The sequence below is a fragment of the Nonomuraea sp. NPDC050202 genome (assembly GCF_040656115.1).
Lineage (GTDB): Bacteria > Actinomycetota > Actinomycetes > Streptosporangiales > Streptosporangiaceae > Nonomuraea.
In genome coordinates this window covers 260370-276100 of sequence record NZ_JBFALF010000012.1, presented here as the reverse complement: position 1 = coordinate 276100, position 15731 = coordinate 260370, and the positions used below count along the sequence as shown (strand labels likewise).

Annotated in this window: 16 protein-coding genes; 10 read left to right on the top strand and 6 right to left on the bottom strand. The window is 71.3% G+C overall.

Going from position 1 to position 15731, the window contains the following annotated elements; translation table 11 throughout:
• Positions 1–569 precede the first annotated feature (569 nt).
• Positions 570–1496, bottom strand: coding sequence for an MBL fold metallo-hydrolase (locus AB0I79_RS30135; RefSeq protein WP_357879743.1), 927 nt, complete (start codon positions 1494–1496; stop codon positions 570–572).
• A gap of 109 nt (positions 1497–1605) precedes the next feature.
• On the opposite strand from AB0I79_RS30135, the gene AB0I79_RS30130 reads away from it, so the two are divergent.
• Complete coding sequence (locus AB0I79_RS30130; RefSeq protein ID WP_357879740.1) at positions 1606–2043, top strand: single-stranded DNA-binding protein; 438 nt, start codon at positions 1606–1608, stop codon at positions 2041–2043.
• 211 nt (positions 2044–2254) lie between these two features.
• Here the strand turns inward: AB0I79_RS30130 and AB0I79_RS30125 are convergent, their stop codons facing one another.
• Positions 2255–3901, bottom strand: coding sequence for a DUF1015 family protein (locus AB0I79_RS30125; RefSeq protein ID WP_357879737.1), 1647 nt, complete (start codon positions 3899–3901; stop codon positions 2255–2257).
• A gap of 119 nt (positions 3902–4020) precedes the next feature.
• On the opposite strand from AB0I79_RS30125, the gene AB0I79_RS30120 reads away from it, so the two are divergent.
• Complete coding sequence (locus AB0I79_RS30120) at positions 4021–4443, top strand: tetratricopeptide repeat protein (RefSeq protein ID WP_357879766.1); 423 nt, start codon at positions 4021–4023, stop codon at positions 4441–4443.
• A gap of 585 nt (positions 4444–5028) precedes the next feature.
• On the opposite strand, the gene AB0I79_RS30115 is transcribed toward AB0I79_RS30120, so the two are convergent.
• Entirely contained in the window at positions 5029–5469 is a 441-nt protein-coding gene (locus tag AB0I79_RS30115; RefSeq protein ID WP_357879734.1) for a TipAS antibiotic-recognition domain-containing protein, read from the bottom strand.
• A gap of 78 nt (positions 5470–5547) precedes the next feature.
• Here AB0I79_RS30115 and AB0I79_RS30110 point away from each other — a divergent pair, with 78 nt between their 5' ends.
• Positions 5548–6519, top strand: coding sequence for an HAD-IIA family hydrolase (locus AB0I79_RS30110; RefSeq protein WP_357879731.1), 972 nt, complete (start codon positions 5548–5550; stop codon positions 6517–6519).
• A 220-nt stretch (positions 6520–6739) separates the two neighbouring features.
• Here the strand turns inward: AB0I79_RS30110 and AB0I79_RS30105 are convergent, their stop codons facing one another.
• The 3 genes from AB0I79_RS30105 to AB0I79_RS30095 form a co-directional block, all read right to left on the bottom strand.
• The gene (locus AB0I79_RS30105; RefSeq protein ID WP_357879727.1) at positions 6740–7513 is read right to left on the bottom strand and encodes an ABC transporter permease; all 774 of its coding nucleotides are present in this window, start codon (positions 7511–7513) and stop codon (positions 6740–6742) included.
• Positions 7513–8208, bottom strand: coding sequence for an ATP-binding cassette domain-containing protein (locus AB0I79_RS30100; protein WP_357879724.1), 696 nt, complete (start codon positions 8206–8208; stop codon positions 7513–7515). The genes AB0I79_RS30105 and AB0I79_RS30100 overlap by 1 nt, the downstream gene beginning before the upstream one ends.
• A gap of 159 nt (positions 8209–8367) precedes the next feature.
• Positions 8368–8715 (bottom strand): SCP2 sterol-binding domain-containing protein, encoded by a 348-nt coding sequence (locus AB0I79_RS30095; RefSeq protein ID WP_357879721.1) that lies wholly within the window; start codon positions 8713–8715, stop codon positions 8368–8370.
• Positions 8716–8841: 126 nt separating this feature from the next.
• On the opposite strand from AB0I79_RS30095, the gene AB0I79_RS30090 reads away from it, so the two are divergent.
• From AB0I79_RS30090 to AB0I79_RS30060, 7 genes are all read left to right on the top strand, one after another.
• Positions 8842–9033 carry a hypothetical protein gene (locus AB0I79_RS30090; protein ID WP_357879718.1) on the top strand — a complete coding sequence of 64 codons (192 nt, stop codon included), beginning with the start codon at positions 8842–8844 and terminating at the stop codon, positions 9031–9033.
• Positions 9030–9842, top strand: coding sequence for a TlyA family RNA methyltransferase (locus tag AB0I79_RS30085; protein WP_357879716.1), 813 nt, complete (start codon positions 9030–9032; stop codon positions 9840–9842). The genes AB0I79_RS30090 and AB0I79_RS30085 overlap by 4 nt, the downstream gene beginning before the upstream one ends.
• Positions 9839–10738, top strand: coding sequence for an NAD kinase (locus tag AB0I79_RS30080; protein ID WP_357879713.1), 900 nt, complete (start codon positions 9839–9841; stop codon positions 10736–10738). The genes AB0I79_RS30085 and AB0I79_RS30080 overlap by 4 nt, the downstream gene beginning before the upstream one ends.
• 110 nt (positions 10739–10848) lie before the next feature.
• Positions 10849–12558, top strand: a complete 1710-nt coding sequence (gene recN, locus AB0I79_RS30075; RefSeq protein WP_357879710.1) for a DNA repair protein RecN — start codon at positions 10849–10851, stop codon at positions 12556–12558.
• 73 nt (positions 12559–12631) lie between these two features.
• Positions 12632–13828, top strand: a complete 1197-nt coding sequence (gene steA / locus AB0I79_RS30070; RefSeq protein ID WP_357879707.1) for a putative cytokinetic ring protein SteA — start codon at positions 12632–12634, stop codon at positions 13826–13828.
• Entirely contained in the window at positions 13825–14802 is a 978-nt protein-coding gene (locus AB0I79_RS30065; protein ID WP_357879703.1) for a copper transporter, read from the top strand. The genes steA and AB0I79_RS30065 overlap by 4 nt, the downstream gene beginning before the upstream one ends.
• 1 nt (position 14803) lies before the next feature.
• Positions 14804–15667: a hypothetical protein gene (locus AB0I79_RS30060; RefSeq protein ID WP_357879701.1), complete on the top strand. Its 864-nt coding sequence runs from the start codon at positions 14804–14806 to the stop codon at positions 15665–15667.
• The last annotated feature ends 64 nt before the right edge of the window (positions 15668–15731 follow it).

Genomic DNA, 15731 nt, shown 5'->3' with positions numbered 1-15731 from the left:
GCGCCTTTGAAGGATCACGCGATGGCCGTCGCCATTTCACGACGCCACGCCTCTTGACCAGGTCAAACTCGTACACCACTCCCGTGGACGCAACCTCGAGCAGGCGTGTCGGGCGTGCCAGGCGTGCCCGGTGTGCCGGGCGGCAAGGCGGACTCCATGCTGGCCAGGCGGACGCCAGGCCAGGTGACGGGGCACTGCGCCGCTGTGGCCTGGGGCATTCGTTGCGGAGAGCCATCGCCGTGTGGCCTGGGGTATGCGCCCCGAGAGCCGCGGCCGTGGGGGCCGGACATGTGCGATGGAGAGCCGCCGCCGCGTGGTGGGGGCCATGGCGCCACGAGGAGCTGCGGCCGTGGGGCCCGGCCATGGGGCATGGAGAGTCGCCGCCGTGGGGTATGCCCCGGGCACCGCCGGCACCAGGGCGCACACTCGCAGTGCAGGCGCATGCCGTCACCCAGGGGCGGGCGGACAGTACCTGGTGCCTGCGCGGCTCCTACCTCAAGCCCTCAAACCCCCGCCCACCTCACGCTCGGCCAACGGCAGGAGTGCGCAGCAGTACGTGGTGGGGAGGATCATGGCGAGACGCGGTCCAGCCAGTGCATGATCCCCGCGACGTTCGACGGAGCACCGCTCAACAGCTCGAACTGTTCGGACGTGGCCTCGTCGGCGGTCATCGCGCTGTAACGCTCCTTGGTGCGTTCCCTCACCATGGCGACGGCGTGATCCAGATCCATGCCCTCGGACCGGGCCTGCCGGGTGAGATCGACCCAGACCCGAAGCTCCTCCGCCGACCGTTCAAGCGTCTCCCTAACGGCCTCGACCGGCCCATAGTGGCTGAACAGCAACCGTTGCGGCTCAAGCGCCTCGAACAGGGCGATCGAGTCGAGCGCGGTCTTCAGATCGAAGTCCGGCGGAGGGGTCGCAGGGCGCAGATCCCCCGTCTCGGGCAGATAGACGCCGGCCGCGTCACCGACGTACAAATCACCCGTGGCCGAGTCGACCAGCCCCACGTGGTGTTTCGCGTGACCGGGTGAGTAGTGGCTGCTCAGCGTGCGCCCGTTGCCCAGGTCGACGGCGCCGGTGTCGCCGAGGGCGACGATGCGTTCTGCCTCGGTGGGGGACAACTCGCCGAAGAGGGTGTCGAGCCGGTCGCCCCACACCATACGCGCGCTGGCCATGAGCCGTGACGGCTCGGCGAGGTGACGGGCGCCCTTCTCGTGTACGACGACCTGCGCGGACGGGAAGAATCTGGCGATGTCGCCGACACCCCCGGCATGATCGAGATGGATGTGGGTCACGACCACCGTGGCGAGGTCGTCCGGGCCGACGCCGAGCGAGGCGATCGCGTCCCGTACCACGGGTGCCGAGGTCGAGGTGCCGGTCTCCACGAGACAGGGCCGGTCACTGAGGATCAGATAACCAGCCGTGATGCCCGAGAATCCGGCCATTTTGGTGTCGATCTCATAGACGTCGCCGCCGAGCGCGGTGATGTTGTCCACAGGCACTCCCGAGCCTCCAGCCGTTATCCCCAGAACGGCGTTCCAGCCGATCCGGCATCCCCTCATCGTAGAGAGTGATCTCCACCAGAGCATCGACAGGAGGACGATCGTGGACCGAAACGAAGTCTTGCTGGTGGGGAGGCTGTCAGCGCCGGCCGAAGAGCACCCCTTGCCGAGCGGCGACACCCTGACGAAGTGGCGCATCATCGTTCGCCGTCGCCGCCACAGACGTGGGGCGACGCTCAGTGACAGCGTCCCGTGCATCACGTTCAACCCGGAGACGGCCGCGGTCGTCCGCAGCCTCAAACCTCGGGACTACATCGAGGTGACGGGCTCGTTCCGATGCCGCGTCTACGGCCCATCCACCGGCAAGACCTGGCGTTACGAGGTGGAAGTGAGCACCGCCAAGCCGTGCGAGGGCGAGCTTCCCGGCCTTCCGGAGCCTCCCCGGCTCCCCGAGCCCGCCCTCCCGGCGACCGGCGCCGACCCGGCGCAGCTCGCCGCCCTGATTCCGCGGCAGGTGCCCTACCTGGCACCCACCGGCTGATCGGGCTGGTCGGCGCGATGCGCGCGGCAGGCTCTGCAGAGGCGCCGGCCGGGGGCTGAAGGGACACCGGAGGGGCGGGGCCGGTGTGGGCCGGGAGTGGCGCCTGGCTGAAGGGCGCTGTGGCTGAGGGCTGGGTTACAGGAGCTGACGTGCGCGGGGCGGTGCAGAGGGAAGGTGGATGCGCTTGGACGCCTGCCTGGGAGCCGTTACCTCAGTCGATGGCGAATGTGCGCAGAACCAGACCGGTTCTCGGCTTCGGACCGAAGGAGGTGGATTTGCGGGGGACTCGTTCGCCACCGGCGGCGATCGCCAGCACGTCATCGACCACGAGCGGCTTGAGGATGACAGCCGTGCCGCCGGTACGGATGGCCAGGCTCACGGCGGCATCCGTGTCGTGGTGGACGATGTGTACGGTCTGGTCGTTGTCGCGCATGCCCCACACCACGGGCAGGACGAACTCGGCGAGCACGGAGGTGTTGAGGGAGTTCCAGCGGTCGGAGCGGTCAGGCGGCATGGCGCGGGAAAGCTGGACCGGGTCCGGGTCGGTGAGCAGATGCGACCCCTGCTCGCCGGCGAGCAGGAAGGCGGGCTCCGGTGCCCTCTCGAGCGCGGCCAGGCCTGCAGCCAGGTCCTCGTAGTCGTGCACCTGCCACGAGCTCTTGGCCCTGGACACGGCCTCGTCCAGGGGCAGCCCCTGGACGACCCGATGGATGGCCTTGAGGTCGGGCGGGTACGCACGGGAGTCGACGAGCAGGGCCAGGCCGAAGTCCCACGGGCTCAGGGCTGCTTCGTCGTACGCGGGAGCGGCGGTGCCCGTGCCGGCGTGCTCGCTCACACCGGCTTCGCCGGGGGCGGCGGGCGGAGCTGCTGAGCCGCCGGTAGCCGATGGTTGCCCGGAATGGGTGTCGCTGGTGGAGGTCGGACGGGGGATGTGGCGGGCGGCACGTTCCTGGCGTTGGAGGACGCGGTAGGTGGCGTACCGGTGATGGCCGTCGGCGATCAGGGCCTGGCGGTGGTGGAGGTCGGCGTTGATCGCGGCGATCTCTTCCGGGGCGGTGATCGCCCAGAGGCGGTGTGTCAGGCCGTCTTCGGTGCGCGCCGAGACGAGGGGGCGCCGCTCTGAGGCCACCTCGTCCACCAGGCGCGTGGCCGTGCCGTTGTCGCCGTCGTACAGGAGGAAGATGGGCTCGAGGTTGGCCTGGGTGGTGCTCATGAGAGCGAGGCGGTCGGCGATGGGGCCGGGAAAGACGTCCTCGTGAGGGAGGATGATGCGCTGGCTCGGGTCAGCCAGGCCAACGTCGCCGATCAGGCCGCGTTGCAGAACGTCCGGGCCGCTCTGCTCGTAGACGTACAGCGCGGGTACGTCGTCCGGCACCAGGACGCCTGCGTTCAGCCAGTCCCTGAGGGTGTCCCTGGCAACGGCGTAGCGAGGCTGGAGCGGGGTTTCTCCGGTGGGGGAAGCCGCATCGGGGCGGAACTGTGGTGGAGCGGCCTGGGAGGGCGCTGCCTGGGAGGGTGCCGCTTGGGAGAGGGCTGCTTGCGGGGACTCGGCCTCGGAGGGGGTTGCCTGCGGGGATGCTGTCTGGGAGGGGCCCGGCTGAGACGGGGTGGCGGGTGGGGCTGAGGGGTGGCCGTCGTCGGTGGGTGTGCCGGGGGAGGAGTTGCTTCGGGAGGAGCAGGGAAGGATGAGGCGGACGACGTTGTTCGGGTGGGAGTCCAGAAGGACCTCTACGTCGGCGTCGGAGATCAGGTCGTACGGTGGGGAGGTCACCTTGGCGGGATCTTCGACAGCGAAACGCACGCCTCGGAAGGGCCGTAGCACCAGTCCAGCGGGTACCGGCAGTTCAGGAGTCCCCATACCGGGCATGCTCCCACAAATGCTTGCGCCTTCCAGAAGTCGCCCCATGGTTGCGGTCGTGTCCGTTCCGAGGCAGGTCGGAGCCAGGTCGCCGTACAGCGATGAAGGAGTTCTCACGCATGGGTCAGGATGGGAATGTTCATGATGAGAGCGGAGGCGCTCCCCGGGGCGGGGTGTACGACTGGTACCAGCGCGGGGTGAAGCTGCTGCAGGAGGGCAGCCCCGCTGCTGCGGCGGCATTGCTCGAACGGGCCGCGGCGGCGGAGCCTGAATCGCGCAGCATCTTGGAGGCGCTGGCGCGGGCGCAGTTCAACTCCCGGCAGTATGCGGAGGCGGCGGCCAGTTTTCGGCAGATCGTGGATGCCAATCCGGCTGAGGATTATGCCTACTTCGGGTTGGGGTTGGCGTTGTGGCGGACCGGCGACGTGGAAGGGGCGCAGGAACCGCTGGCCATCGCCGTTGCCATGCGACCGGACGAGCGGAATTACGTGTCGGCTCTGAAGAGTGTGCGTGCCACCTTGCGGGCTCGTCGGGAGATGTAGGTGGGGTGTTGAGTCTCGGGTCCTGTGGCTTGAGGCGAACCGGGTCCTGCGCGGGTGCGGCGGTGCCTGCAGTGGGGGCGTAGGCAGGTTCCCTGCGAAAGGGGGATCGGGTCCTTGCGCTGCGTTGCCGTTGCGGCTGTGGAAGTGACTGTGCCCTCGTCCGGGCTCCGGCCCGGCTCTCGGCTCGGGCTTCGGCTCCCGGACCCGGCCGCCCCGACCCGCCTGCCGGCTCCGACTCCCGGCCCTCGACTCCCGGCCCTCGGCTCCCGGCGCCGCCTCCCGGCTCCCGGCTCCCGGCTCCCGGCCCTGGGCTCCGGTTTAGGCTTCGGCTCCCGGCCCCGGGCTCCGACTTCGGCTCCCGGCTCGGCTCGTGTCCGTACTGACGGGGTGTGCGTGCGGCTGGTTGTGCACGTGCCGCGTGTTCGCGCCTGAGCATGGAGTGGGGCGAGGACCTGGGCTTGGCATGGTGTGGTTGCCGGTGGGCGGTCGCCGTAGCTGCCCACGGTGGGCAGGGGAGAGATCGATTTGTGGCCGTACGACCCGGAAGGGGCAGGGTTCCGGGTCGTGGGCTCAAGGGGAGGTGGGTCAGGCGTTGTGGCGCTGGGCGTTGGCGGTGATGGCGGTCCGGAGGTAGGCGGCAAGGCCCGGGGCCGTGGCGTCGAGGGAGGCGGTGAAGCGAGGGTCCGAGACGTACATCTCGCCGAGGCCGCGGTGGATCTCGTACGTGCACTCGTAGCACCAGCGGGAGATGTGGGCCCGGTGTTCCTCCGCCAGGTCCATGGCCAGGTCGCCGTCCGCGGGCGCGCCGGAGCGGAGCGCGTCCGCCAGGCGGGTGGTGATCTCGCCCGCCTCCGCCATGAAGCGTTTCCAGTCCTCCTTGGTGTAGGAGGACGAGCGGCGCATCGCGTCCGTCCATGCGTCGGTGCCGCCCCAGCGTTGCTCCGCCTCCGCCGCGTGCTCGTCAGGGTCGAAGTCGCCGAACAGTTCGGCGCGGTCCTCGGCGGTGAGGTTGAGGTTCGCCGACATGGTCATCCCTTCTCTAGGTGGGTACGAGGGCGACGCTAAAGTCTCACGCAACGTGAGAGTCAAACGGGAAGAGGCGTTGTGCTGATCGACGGCTATGACACCCTGCTGCTCGACCTCGACGGCGTGGTCTATCTGGGCAGCCACGCGGTGCCGGGGGCTCCGGCGGCGCTGGAGAAGGCGCAGCGGCGTGGTGTGCGGTTGGCGTACGTCACCAACAACGCCTCCCGCACGCCGGCGGCCATCTCGGCCCACCTGCGGGAGCTGGGTGCGCCCGCCTCGGCCGAGGACGTGGTGACCTCGGCGCAGGCCGCCGCCCGGTTGATCGCGGAGCGGGTGCCGCCCGGCGCGAAGGTGCTCGTGGTCGGCGGGTCCGGGTTGCGGCTGGCCCTACGGGACCGCGGGCTGCGGCCCGTCTCCACCGCCGCCGAGTCGCCCGTCGCCGTGGTGCAGGGGATCGCGCCCGGGCTGTCGTACGGGCTGCTGGCGGAGGGGGCACTGGCGGTGAGGCAGGGGGCGTTGTTCGTGGCGTCCAACGCGGACAGCACGATGCCGACCGGAAGGGGGGAGCTGCCGGGGAACGGGGCCATGGTGCGGGTGATCGCGCACGCCACCGGGGTCGAGCCGATCTACGCGGGCAAGCCTGATCCGCCGTTGCACCGGGAGTCGATGATCCGTACGGGGGCACGGCGGCCGCTGGTCGTCGGTGATCGGCTCGATACCGACATCGAGGGGGCCTCCAACGCGGGGGTCGAGAGCCTGCTGGTGCTGACCGGGGTGGCGACGGCGGCCGATGTGCTGACGGCGGAGCCTCGGCATCGGCCCACGTACATGGGGGAGGACCTGGGGACGTTGCTCCTGCCCTACCCCGAGGTACGTGAGGGTGCTTGCGGGGGATGGCGGGCCGAGTGGCGGGACGGGGTGCTGCGTCTCGAGGGTGAGGGCAGCCGGATCGACGGGCTGAGGGCCGCCTGCGATGCCGCCTGGGCGGTGGCCGGTGCGGGGAGGGTCGAGGAGGACGCGGTCAAGCCGGTGCTCGATCGCGTGGGGTGAGCGGTGATGGGTGCCCAATGAACGGCCCAGGGCCCAGGGTGCCGAGGGTTCACCGCCCACGACCCAGTGCCGACGGCCCACCGCCCACGACCCACGGTCCAGGGGCCACGGGCAACGGCCCACGGGGGGTGGGTGACGGGCGGCCGGTGATGCCACTCGGCTGGTGGCGGGTGGGGTGGGGGCGTGCGGTGGTCGGCCGGGGCGAGCGAACGGCTGCCGGTCAGGTGATGCGGTGGCTGGTCTGGCGGGTGAACTGCCAGGCTCCGACCGTCAGGAGCAGAGCCGAGGCCACCACCAGCGCCCCCAGCGACAACGGCACCCCGCCACCCCACCCCCGCAACACCAGAAGGCGCATCGCCTCGATCGCGTACGTGAGCGGGTTCACCCGCGCCACCGCCTCCATCCAGCCGGGCATGGCCGTGAGAGGCACGAAGGCGTTGCTCATGAACAGCAGCGGCAGCGAGGCGAACCCGGTGACCGCGAAGAACGTCCCGTGCGAGGGCACCGCGCAGGCCAGCGCCATCGCCGCGGCCGTGAGCGCCAGCGTGAGCAGCGCCGTGGCCGCCAGGATCGCCAGCACCCCCAAGGGCCCCGAGGCGGGACGCGCGCCCAGGGCGAGCGCCACGAGCAGGATCACCAGCACCTGGGCCGAGTTCATGCCCACCTGGAACACGAACCGCGACACGATCAGCGAGCTGCGCCTGATCGGCATGCTGAGCAGCTTGTCCAGGTATCCCGTCTCCTTGTCGAACAGCAGGGGCATGGCCGCCGTCACCCCGTTGCCCACCACGGTGAACGCGATGACGCCCGGCACCGCGAAGGCGATGTAGTCGGCTGTCCCCACCACCCGTTCGTCCACCGCGCCGCCCATGCCGCCGGCGAAGAACACCAGCCACACGGCCGGCTGGAGGACGCTGAACAGCAGGTTCAGGCGTTCCCGCAGCGTCATGAGCAGCCAGCGCCGCGAGAGCGCCAGCACCTCCTGTGACCACATCAGCGCGGCTCCTCCCGCAGTGCGTGCCCGGTGTGACGGAGGAAGACCTCGTCGAGGGACTGCGCCGCCAGCGCGGCCTTCAGCTCGGCGGGCGTTCCCGTGACCACCTGGCGGCCGTGGTCGATGATCGTGAGCCGGTCGCAGAGGCGGTCGGCCTCGTCCAGGTAGTTGGTGGCCAGGAGCACGGTCATGCCGGCGTCGCAGAGGGCGCGGATGTGCTCCCACATGTGGTGGCGCGACTGCACGTCCAGGCCGAGGGTGGGCTCGTCGAGGATGAGCAGCTCCGGCCGGTGCAGCAGGCCGCAGGCCAGGTCCAGGCGTTTCTGCATGCCGCCGGAGTACTCCTGGACGAGCCGGTCGGCGTGCCGCGTCAGGCCCACGAGGTCGAGGACCTCGGCGACCCTGGCCTTCAGCCGCCGCCTGGGCACGTGGTACAGGGCCGCCTCGATCTCGGCCTTCTCCCTGCCGGTCAGCATGTAGTGACCCATCGAGGAGACCTGCTGCATCACGTAGCCGATGCGGCCGCGTACCTCGGCAGCCGCCCGCACCACGTCGAACCCGCACACGCGCGCCTTGCCCCCGCTGGGCCGCAGCAGCGTGGAGAGCATCCTGATCGTGGTCGTCTTGCCCGCGCCGTTCGGGCCGAGGAGGCCGAAGATCTCCCCGGGCGGGATCTCCAGGGTGAGGCCGTCCACGGCGACGGTCTACTCGCCGAAGGTGCGGCTCAGGTGCTCGACCTCGATGATCAAACCCATACTGATTCATCTGTCGCATAATAGTTAATGAAATCATTAAATATCTGGGCGGCAGGAGGCGTCAAGCGGGCCGGCCGCCCGGGGCGGGCGGCCGGACGTTCAGATGAGTCGGCGCAGCCGCAGCAGGTCGCCGAAGCTCGCGTCGATCTTCACCCGCCCTCCGAGCAGCGCCCGCGCCAGATCCAGCTCCCCGTCGACCAGCGCGACCAGGTCATCGCTCACGATCGTGAGCTTCACGTCGGCCGGCTTGCCGTCCGCCGGCGGCTCCTGCGTGAACGGGTCCAGCCCCCCGTGGTGCAGCCGGCCGTGGAAGGTCACGTCAAGGTCGGACACCCGGCAGCTGACCGTACGCTCGACCACGTGTTTGGCGCGGTCCTCCTCGTCGATCTCGTCGAACTGCGCGACGAGCTTGGCCAGTGCCGCCCGGCACTCCTCGACGCTTGCCATGATGCGCATCCCTTCTTCCCTTTGCGGACGGTAGCGTTCCACATCAGTAGCACCCCCGTATGTGCTTCAACGCGTGACACGCCTGCCAAGGTCCCGGGTGCTCGCGGGAGGCGTTACGGTCGAGTCATGAGTGTGGTGCCGGAGGAGACCGGTGACGAGCGGGTCGACGCCGTCGTGGCCCGCCTCGGCCGGCTGGGCGAGCTGCCGGTGAGCGAGCACGTCGCGGTCTTCGACGAGGCGTTCTCCGAGCTGGAGAGCACGCTGGCCGCCGTGGACGAGACGACTCGTGAGGAGTCGGCGGACGCGGGGCGCCGGTGAGCCGCAGGATCCGTCTCGACAGCGAGCTCGTCCGCCGCGGCATGGCCCGATCGCGTGAGCAGGCCGCGCAGCTCATCGAGGCCGGCCGGGTGAGTGTCGGCGGGCAGCGGGCGCGCAAGCCCGCCACCCAGGTCGACACCGCCTCCGCCATCGTCGTGGCCGCCTCCGACGACGGGCCCGACTACGTCTCCCGCGGAGCGCACAAGCTGCTCGGCGCGCTCGACGCGTTCGAGGCCCTGAAGGTGGCGGGCCGCCGCTGCCTCGACGCGGGGGCGTCCACGGGCGGTTTCACCGACGTGCTGCTGCGCCGCGGGGCCGGCCACGTGCTCGCCGTCGACGTCGGTTACGGGCAGCTCGCCTGGTCGCTGCGCAACGACGAGCGGGTGACGGTCATGGAGCGCGTCAACGTGCGCGACCTCACCCCCGGGATGGTCGGCGAGCCGCCCACGCTGATCGTGGGCGACCTGTCGTTCATCTCGCTGCGGCTGGTGCTGCCCGCGCTGGCCGGCGTCGCCGCGCCGAACGCCGACTTCGTGATGCTGGTCAAGCCGCAGTTCGAGGTGGGCAAGGACCTCGTCGGGGCGGGCGGCGTCGTACGGGACCCCGGGCTGCGCGCTCGCTCCGTGCGCGACGCCGCGGCCAAGGCGCTGGAGCTGGGGCTGAGCGTGCGCGGCGTGACCGCCAGCCCGCTGCCGGGGCCGTCGGGAAATGTGGAATATCTGCTCTGGCTGGGCAAGGGGGAGGGCGCGCCGCAGGTCGCCGACCTCGACGCCGAGATCCAGCGTGCCGTCGCGGAAGGGCCGCAATGAATCGGACCGTGCTGGTCGCCGTGCACACCGGGCGCGGCGCCGCCATCGAGAGCGCCCGGCTGGTCATCAACCGGCTGGTCGACGCCGGCATCACCGTCAGGGTGCTGGACACCGAGTGCGCGGACATCGGCTGCGACAAGGCCGACGCGGTGCCGGCCGACCCCGGCGCCGCCAAGGACGCCGAGGTCATGATCGTGCTCGGCGGCGACGGGTCGCTGCTGCGCGCCGCCGAGATGGCCCGGCCGGCGGGCACGCCGCTGCTGGGCGTGAACCTGGGGCACGTCGGGTTCCTGGCCGAGGCCGAGGTCGCCGACCTGTCGGCGGCGGTCGACAGCGTCGTGGCCGGCCGCTACGACGTCGAGGAGCGCATGACGGTCGATGTTCTCGCCAGGCAGAACGGCCGGGTCCTGGCCGACACCTGGGCGCTGAACGAGGCCACCGTCGAGAAGCAGGAGCGCATGCTGGAGGTGGTCGCCGAGATCGATGGCCGGCCGCTGTCCAGATGGGGGTGCGACGGGGTGATCTGCGCCACTCCCACCGGCTCCACCGCGTACGCCTTCTCCGCCGGCGGCCCCGTCGTCTGGCCCGAGGTCGAGGCGCTGCTCATGGTGCCCATCAGCGCGCACGCGCTGTTCGCCAAGCCGCTGGTCGTCTCGCCCCGCTCCACGCTGGCCGTTGAGATCCTGCCGGACACGCCTGGCGGGGTTCTGTGGTGTGATGGGAGGCGTAGATTCGAACTCCCGTCCGGGACCCGGGTGGAGGTTCGCAGGGGCGCCGAGCCCGTACGCCTGGCGCGGCTGCACGGCGTGGAGAGCACCGGAGCGCCCTTCACCGACCGGCTGGTGGCCAAGTTCGAGCTTCCCGTCCAGGGGTGGCGCGGAAGGGCGCGACCCTGAGTGAATGGAGGGCGGAGCGCGTAGGATCACGTGGGCAATGACCGGCCGTTTCCAGGGGCCACCTGGGGGCGGGCAGCGGCGTCAGACACGGCAGTGAACGGGAGTGGGCAGTGCGACCGAGGGTCGAGGAGGTCCGCATCCAGGGGCTCGGCGTCATCGACGAGGCCGTGCTCGAGCTTTCGCCTGGCTTCAACGTGGTCACCGGCGAGACGGGTGCGGGCAAGACGATGGTCGTGACGGGGCTCGGGCTGCTGTTCGGCGGCCGGGCCGACCCCTCGCGCGTGCGGCCGGGGGCCGATCGGGCGAGCGTGGAGGGCACGCTGGTCATCGAGCCGGGCGGGCGCGTCGCCCAGCAGGTGGAGGACATCGGCGGCGAGGCCGAGGACGGCGAGCTGATCATCTCACGCACCGTCTCGGCCGAAGGCAGGTCCAGGGCGTGGCTCGGCGGGCGCACGGTGCCCGTGGGCACGCTGACCTACCTCGCCGACGACCTGGTGGCCGTCCACGGGCAGATGGACCAGCAGCGGCTGCTGCAGCCGGCCAGGCAGCGGGCCGCGCTCGACAGGTACGCCGGCAACGACCTGGTCAAGCCGCTGCGGGCGTACTCCCAGGCGTACAAGCGGCACAAGCAGGTGGCCGCGCAGATCGAGGAGCTGACCACCAGGGCCAGGGAGCGGGCGCAGGAGGCCGACCTGCTGCGGTTCGGCCTGGAGGAGGTCGAGAAGGTCGACCCCAAGCCGGGCGAGGACGACGAGCTGCGCAGCGAGGAGGAGCGGCTCTCGCACGCCGACGCCCTGCGCAGTGCCGCGACGACCGCGCACACGGCGCTGCTCGGCGACCCGATGGAGGCCGCGGGCGGCCCGCACGACGTGATCTCGCTCCTGGGCGAGGCGCGGGCGGCCGTCGAGGCGGTGCGCGACTTCGACGCCCAGCTCGCCGGGGTGGCCGACCGGCTGGCCGAGGCCGGATACCTGATCTCCGACGTGGCCACCGACCTGGCGTCGTACGCGGAGTCGATCGAGGCGGACCCGGCGCGGCTGGCTGCCGTGCAGGAGCGCCGGTCGGTGCTGTCCAGCCTGATCAGGAAGTACGCCGAGGACAGCACTGGCGTGCTGGCCTGGGCGCAGCAGGCCGCCGCCCGCCTGGCCGAGCTGGAGGGCGACGACGAGCGCATCGACGAGCTGACCCGCGAGTACGACGAGCTGACCGCCCGCCTCACCGAGCTGGCCGACCAGCTCACCGGCGTGCGCCAGGCCGCCGCCGAGCGGTTCGGCCAGGCCGTGACCGAGGAGCTGACGGCGCTGGCCATGCCGCACGCCAGGGTGGTGGTCCAGCTCACCCAGGCCGCGGAGTTCGGCCCCGAGGGGCGCGACGAGGTGGAGCTGCGGATGGCCGCGCATCCCGCCGCGCCGCCGCTGCCGCTCAACAAGGGCGCCTCCGGCGGTGAGCTGAGCCGCGTGATGCTCGCGATCGAGGTCGTCTTCGCCGGCGCCGACCCCGTGCCGACGTTCGTGTTCGACGAGGTCGACGCGGGGGTCGGCGGGAAGGCGGCGGTCGAGATCGGGCGCAGGCTGGCCAGGCTGGCCCGCACCGCGCAGGTGATTGTCGTCACACATCTGCCGCAGGTGGCGGCGTTCGCCGACCAGCATCTCGTGGTCGAGAAGGCGAGCGACGGCAGCGTCGTGCGCAGTGGTGTCGTCACGCTCAACCATGAGGGCCGCGTACGCGAACTCTCCCGCATGCTGGCCGGTATGGAGGACTCCGAGCTGGGCCGGGCCCACGCGGAGGAACTCCTGGGCCTGGCGGCAGCGGACAGGTGATCCTGGGTGACATAGCGGACACGCCGCGCCATGCGTGGCCTCCGCGCTGTTTCGCTCTGGCAGGATGGTCTTGATGAAGGTTCCGGGAAGCAGAATGCCGGGCCTCCGCGGTAGGAAGGTCGAGGGCCTTCCCGGTGTAACGGCAGTGGCGAGGATCGACCGGCGTACCAAGAGGCTCACCAAACGCCTCCAGCCCGGGGAAATCGCCATTATCGACCATGTCGACGTTGACCGGGTCAGCGCGGAGGCGCTCGTCGCGTGCGGCGCCGCGGCCGTGGTCAACGTCGCCAGCGGCATCAGCGGCCGTTACCCCAACCTGGGGCCGCAGATCTTGCTCGACAACGGCGTGCCGTTCATCGACAACGCCAACCAGGAGCTGTTCGAGCGGGTCAAGGACGGCGACGTCGTACGCGTCTGCGACGGGGTCGTCTACCTCGACGACGACGTGGTCGGCAAGGGCGAGCAGCAGAGCCTGGAGACCGTCGAGTCCGCGATGGCGGAGGCGCGCGCCGGCCTCGCCGTGCAGATCGAGGCTTTCGCCGTCAACACGATGGAGTACGTTCGTGGTGAGGGCAAGCTTCTCATCGACGGAGTCGGCGTGCCTGAGATCCGCACCCCCATGGAGGGCAGACACGTCCTCATCGTGGTGCGTGGGTATCACTACAAGGAAGACATCGCCACGCTGCGCCCGTACATCCGCGAGTACCGTCCCGTCCTCGTCGGCGTGGACGGCGGCGCCGACGCGCTGCTGGAGGCCGGCTACCTGCCCGACGTGATCGTCGGCGACTTCGACTCCGTCTCCACCAAGGCCCTGACCTGCGGCGCCGAGCTCGTCGTGCACGCCTACCGCGACGGCAGGGCCCCCGGCCTGGAGCGCGTGCACCAGCTCGGCCGGGAAGCGGTGATCTTCCCCGCCACCGGCACCAGCGAGGACATCGCGATGCTGCTGGCCGACGACAAGGGCGCCGAGCTCATCGTCGCGGTCGGCACGCACGGCACGCTGGAGGAGTTCCTCGACAAGGGCCGTTCCGGCATGGCCAGCACCTTCCTCACCCGGCTGATCATCGGCAGCAAGCTCATCGACGCCAAGGGCGTCAGCAGGCTCTACCGCAGCCGCATCACCACCTCCCAACTGCTCCTGCTCGTGATCACAGCGCTGATCACCATGGGGGTCGCGCTCGGCCTGTCGCCCCTCGGCCGCACCTGGCTGAACGGCCTGCAAGACCTCTGGAACGCATTCATCTTCTGGCTGGTCGGACTCTTCTCGTGATCGATTTTCGCTACCACCTCGTCTCCACCGTCGCGATCTTCCTGGCCCTCGCGGTGGGGATCGTGCTGGGCACCACCCTGCTGCAGGGGCCGGCGGTCAAGTCCATCGAGGAGGTGACCGCGGGGCTCACCGCGTCCAACGACGAGCTGCGCGCGCAGATCGACACCCTCCGCGGGCGCGAGGCCGGCAACGACCAGTTCATCATCTCGGCCACGGCCGACCTGGTGGCCGGCGACCTGGCCGGCCAGCGGGTGCTGCTGGTCGAGTCGCCGGGCTCCAGCAACGCCGTGCGCGAGGCCTCCGAGCAGGTGCTCGACCAGGCGGGCGCGGAGATCTCCGGCCGGGTCGCGCTGAGCGAGAAGTTCTTCGACCCCAAGACCAAGGGCGTGCTCGACGGCCTGGTCAACCAGCTCAAGCCGGTCAACATGGTCTTCCCCGCCACCGCGACGAGCTGGGACAGGGCCGCCGCGCTGCTCGCCGCCGCCCTGGTCACGACCGACCAGGCCCAGGGTGGCACGCCGAACCCCGCCACCGCCGACGTCCTGAGCACGTTCGAGGCGGGCGGGCTGCTCACCGCCGAGGGCGACCCGGTCAAGCGGGCCACGCTCGTGGTGATGTTCGCGCCGGAGCGGGCGTACGAGGGGGAGAACGCCGAGACGCAGGCGGGCGCGATCGTCTCCGTCGCCGACGGGCTCGACGTCGGCAGCCAGGGAACGGTGCTGGCCGGGATGGCCGACTCCGCGGCCTCGCCCGGCGACGCGATCAGCGCCGTACGCGACGAGGGCGAGGTCTCCAAGCGCGTGTCCACGGTGGATACCGCCGACATGCCCGTGGGGCGCGTCGCGATCGTCTACTCTCTCCGGGAGCAGATGTCCGGGCGTGCCGGCCAGTACGGCGTGGGCAAGGGAGCCTCGGCCCCCGTCCCCGCGGTGACGTCCGCGACCCCGTCCCCCACCACCACGTCAGGGAGCTGACATGCCTGCCAGCCGGGCCCGTGGCCTGCTGTACGCCATCGCCGGCGCCGCGATCGGCGCCGTGGCCGCCCGCGCCGCCTACACGGCGTTCACCCGCGGCCGGCCCGCCGATCTGAGCGGCCGCTGGACCAGGAAGAACCACCGCGGCGAGCCCATCACTCTGCTCGAAGGCCCCGCGTTCGCGGCCGGCGCCGGCGCCGCCGTCGCGCTCACGCCCGGCCTGCCCCCCCGGGTGCGCGCCGCCGCGCTGCTCGCGGGCGTCGGCAGCGGCGCGGTGGGCGCCTACGACGACCTCTACGGCACCACCTCGTCCAAGGGCTTCAAGGGGCACCTCAGCGCGCTGGCCCGCGGCGAGGTCACCAGCGGCGCCGTCAAGATCCTCGGCATCGGCGCCGGTGGCCTGGCCGCCGCCGCGCTCGTCTCCAAGGGCCCCGTCGACACCCTGGCCAACGGCGCCACCATCGCCGCCACCGCGAACCTCGCCAACCTCTTCGACCTGCGCCCCGGCCGGGCCATCAAGGTCGGCTTGCTGACCGGCGGGCCGCTGCTGGCCGCCGCGCTGTTCCGCGGCTCGCCCGCCACGGCCGCGCTGGCCGCCGCGCCGCTCGGCGCCGCCGCCGCGCTGCTGCCGGAGGACCTGGGCGAGCGCGCGATGCTCGGCGACGCAGGCGCGAACGCCCTGGGCGCCCTGCTCGGCCTGGCCGCCGTCACCGAGCTGGGCAGGCCCGGCCGGTACGCGCTGCTGGGCACCGTCGTGGCGCTGACGGCGGCGGCGGAGAAGGTCAGCTTCACCAAGGTCATCGCCGGCAACCGGGTGCTCAACGGCATCGACATGCTCGGCCGCCGCCCGGTCGACCCCGTGTGATCCGCGTTCCCCGACTGTCGGCCCGGCCTGCCAGGATGTCTGCGTAGCGTAGATGGCTGAGGGA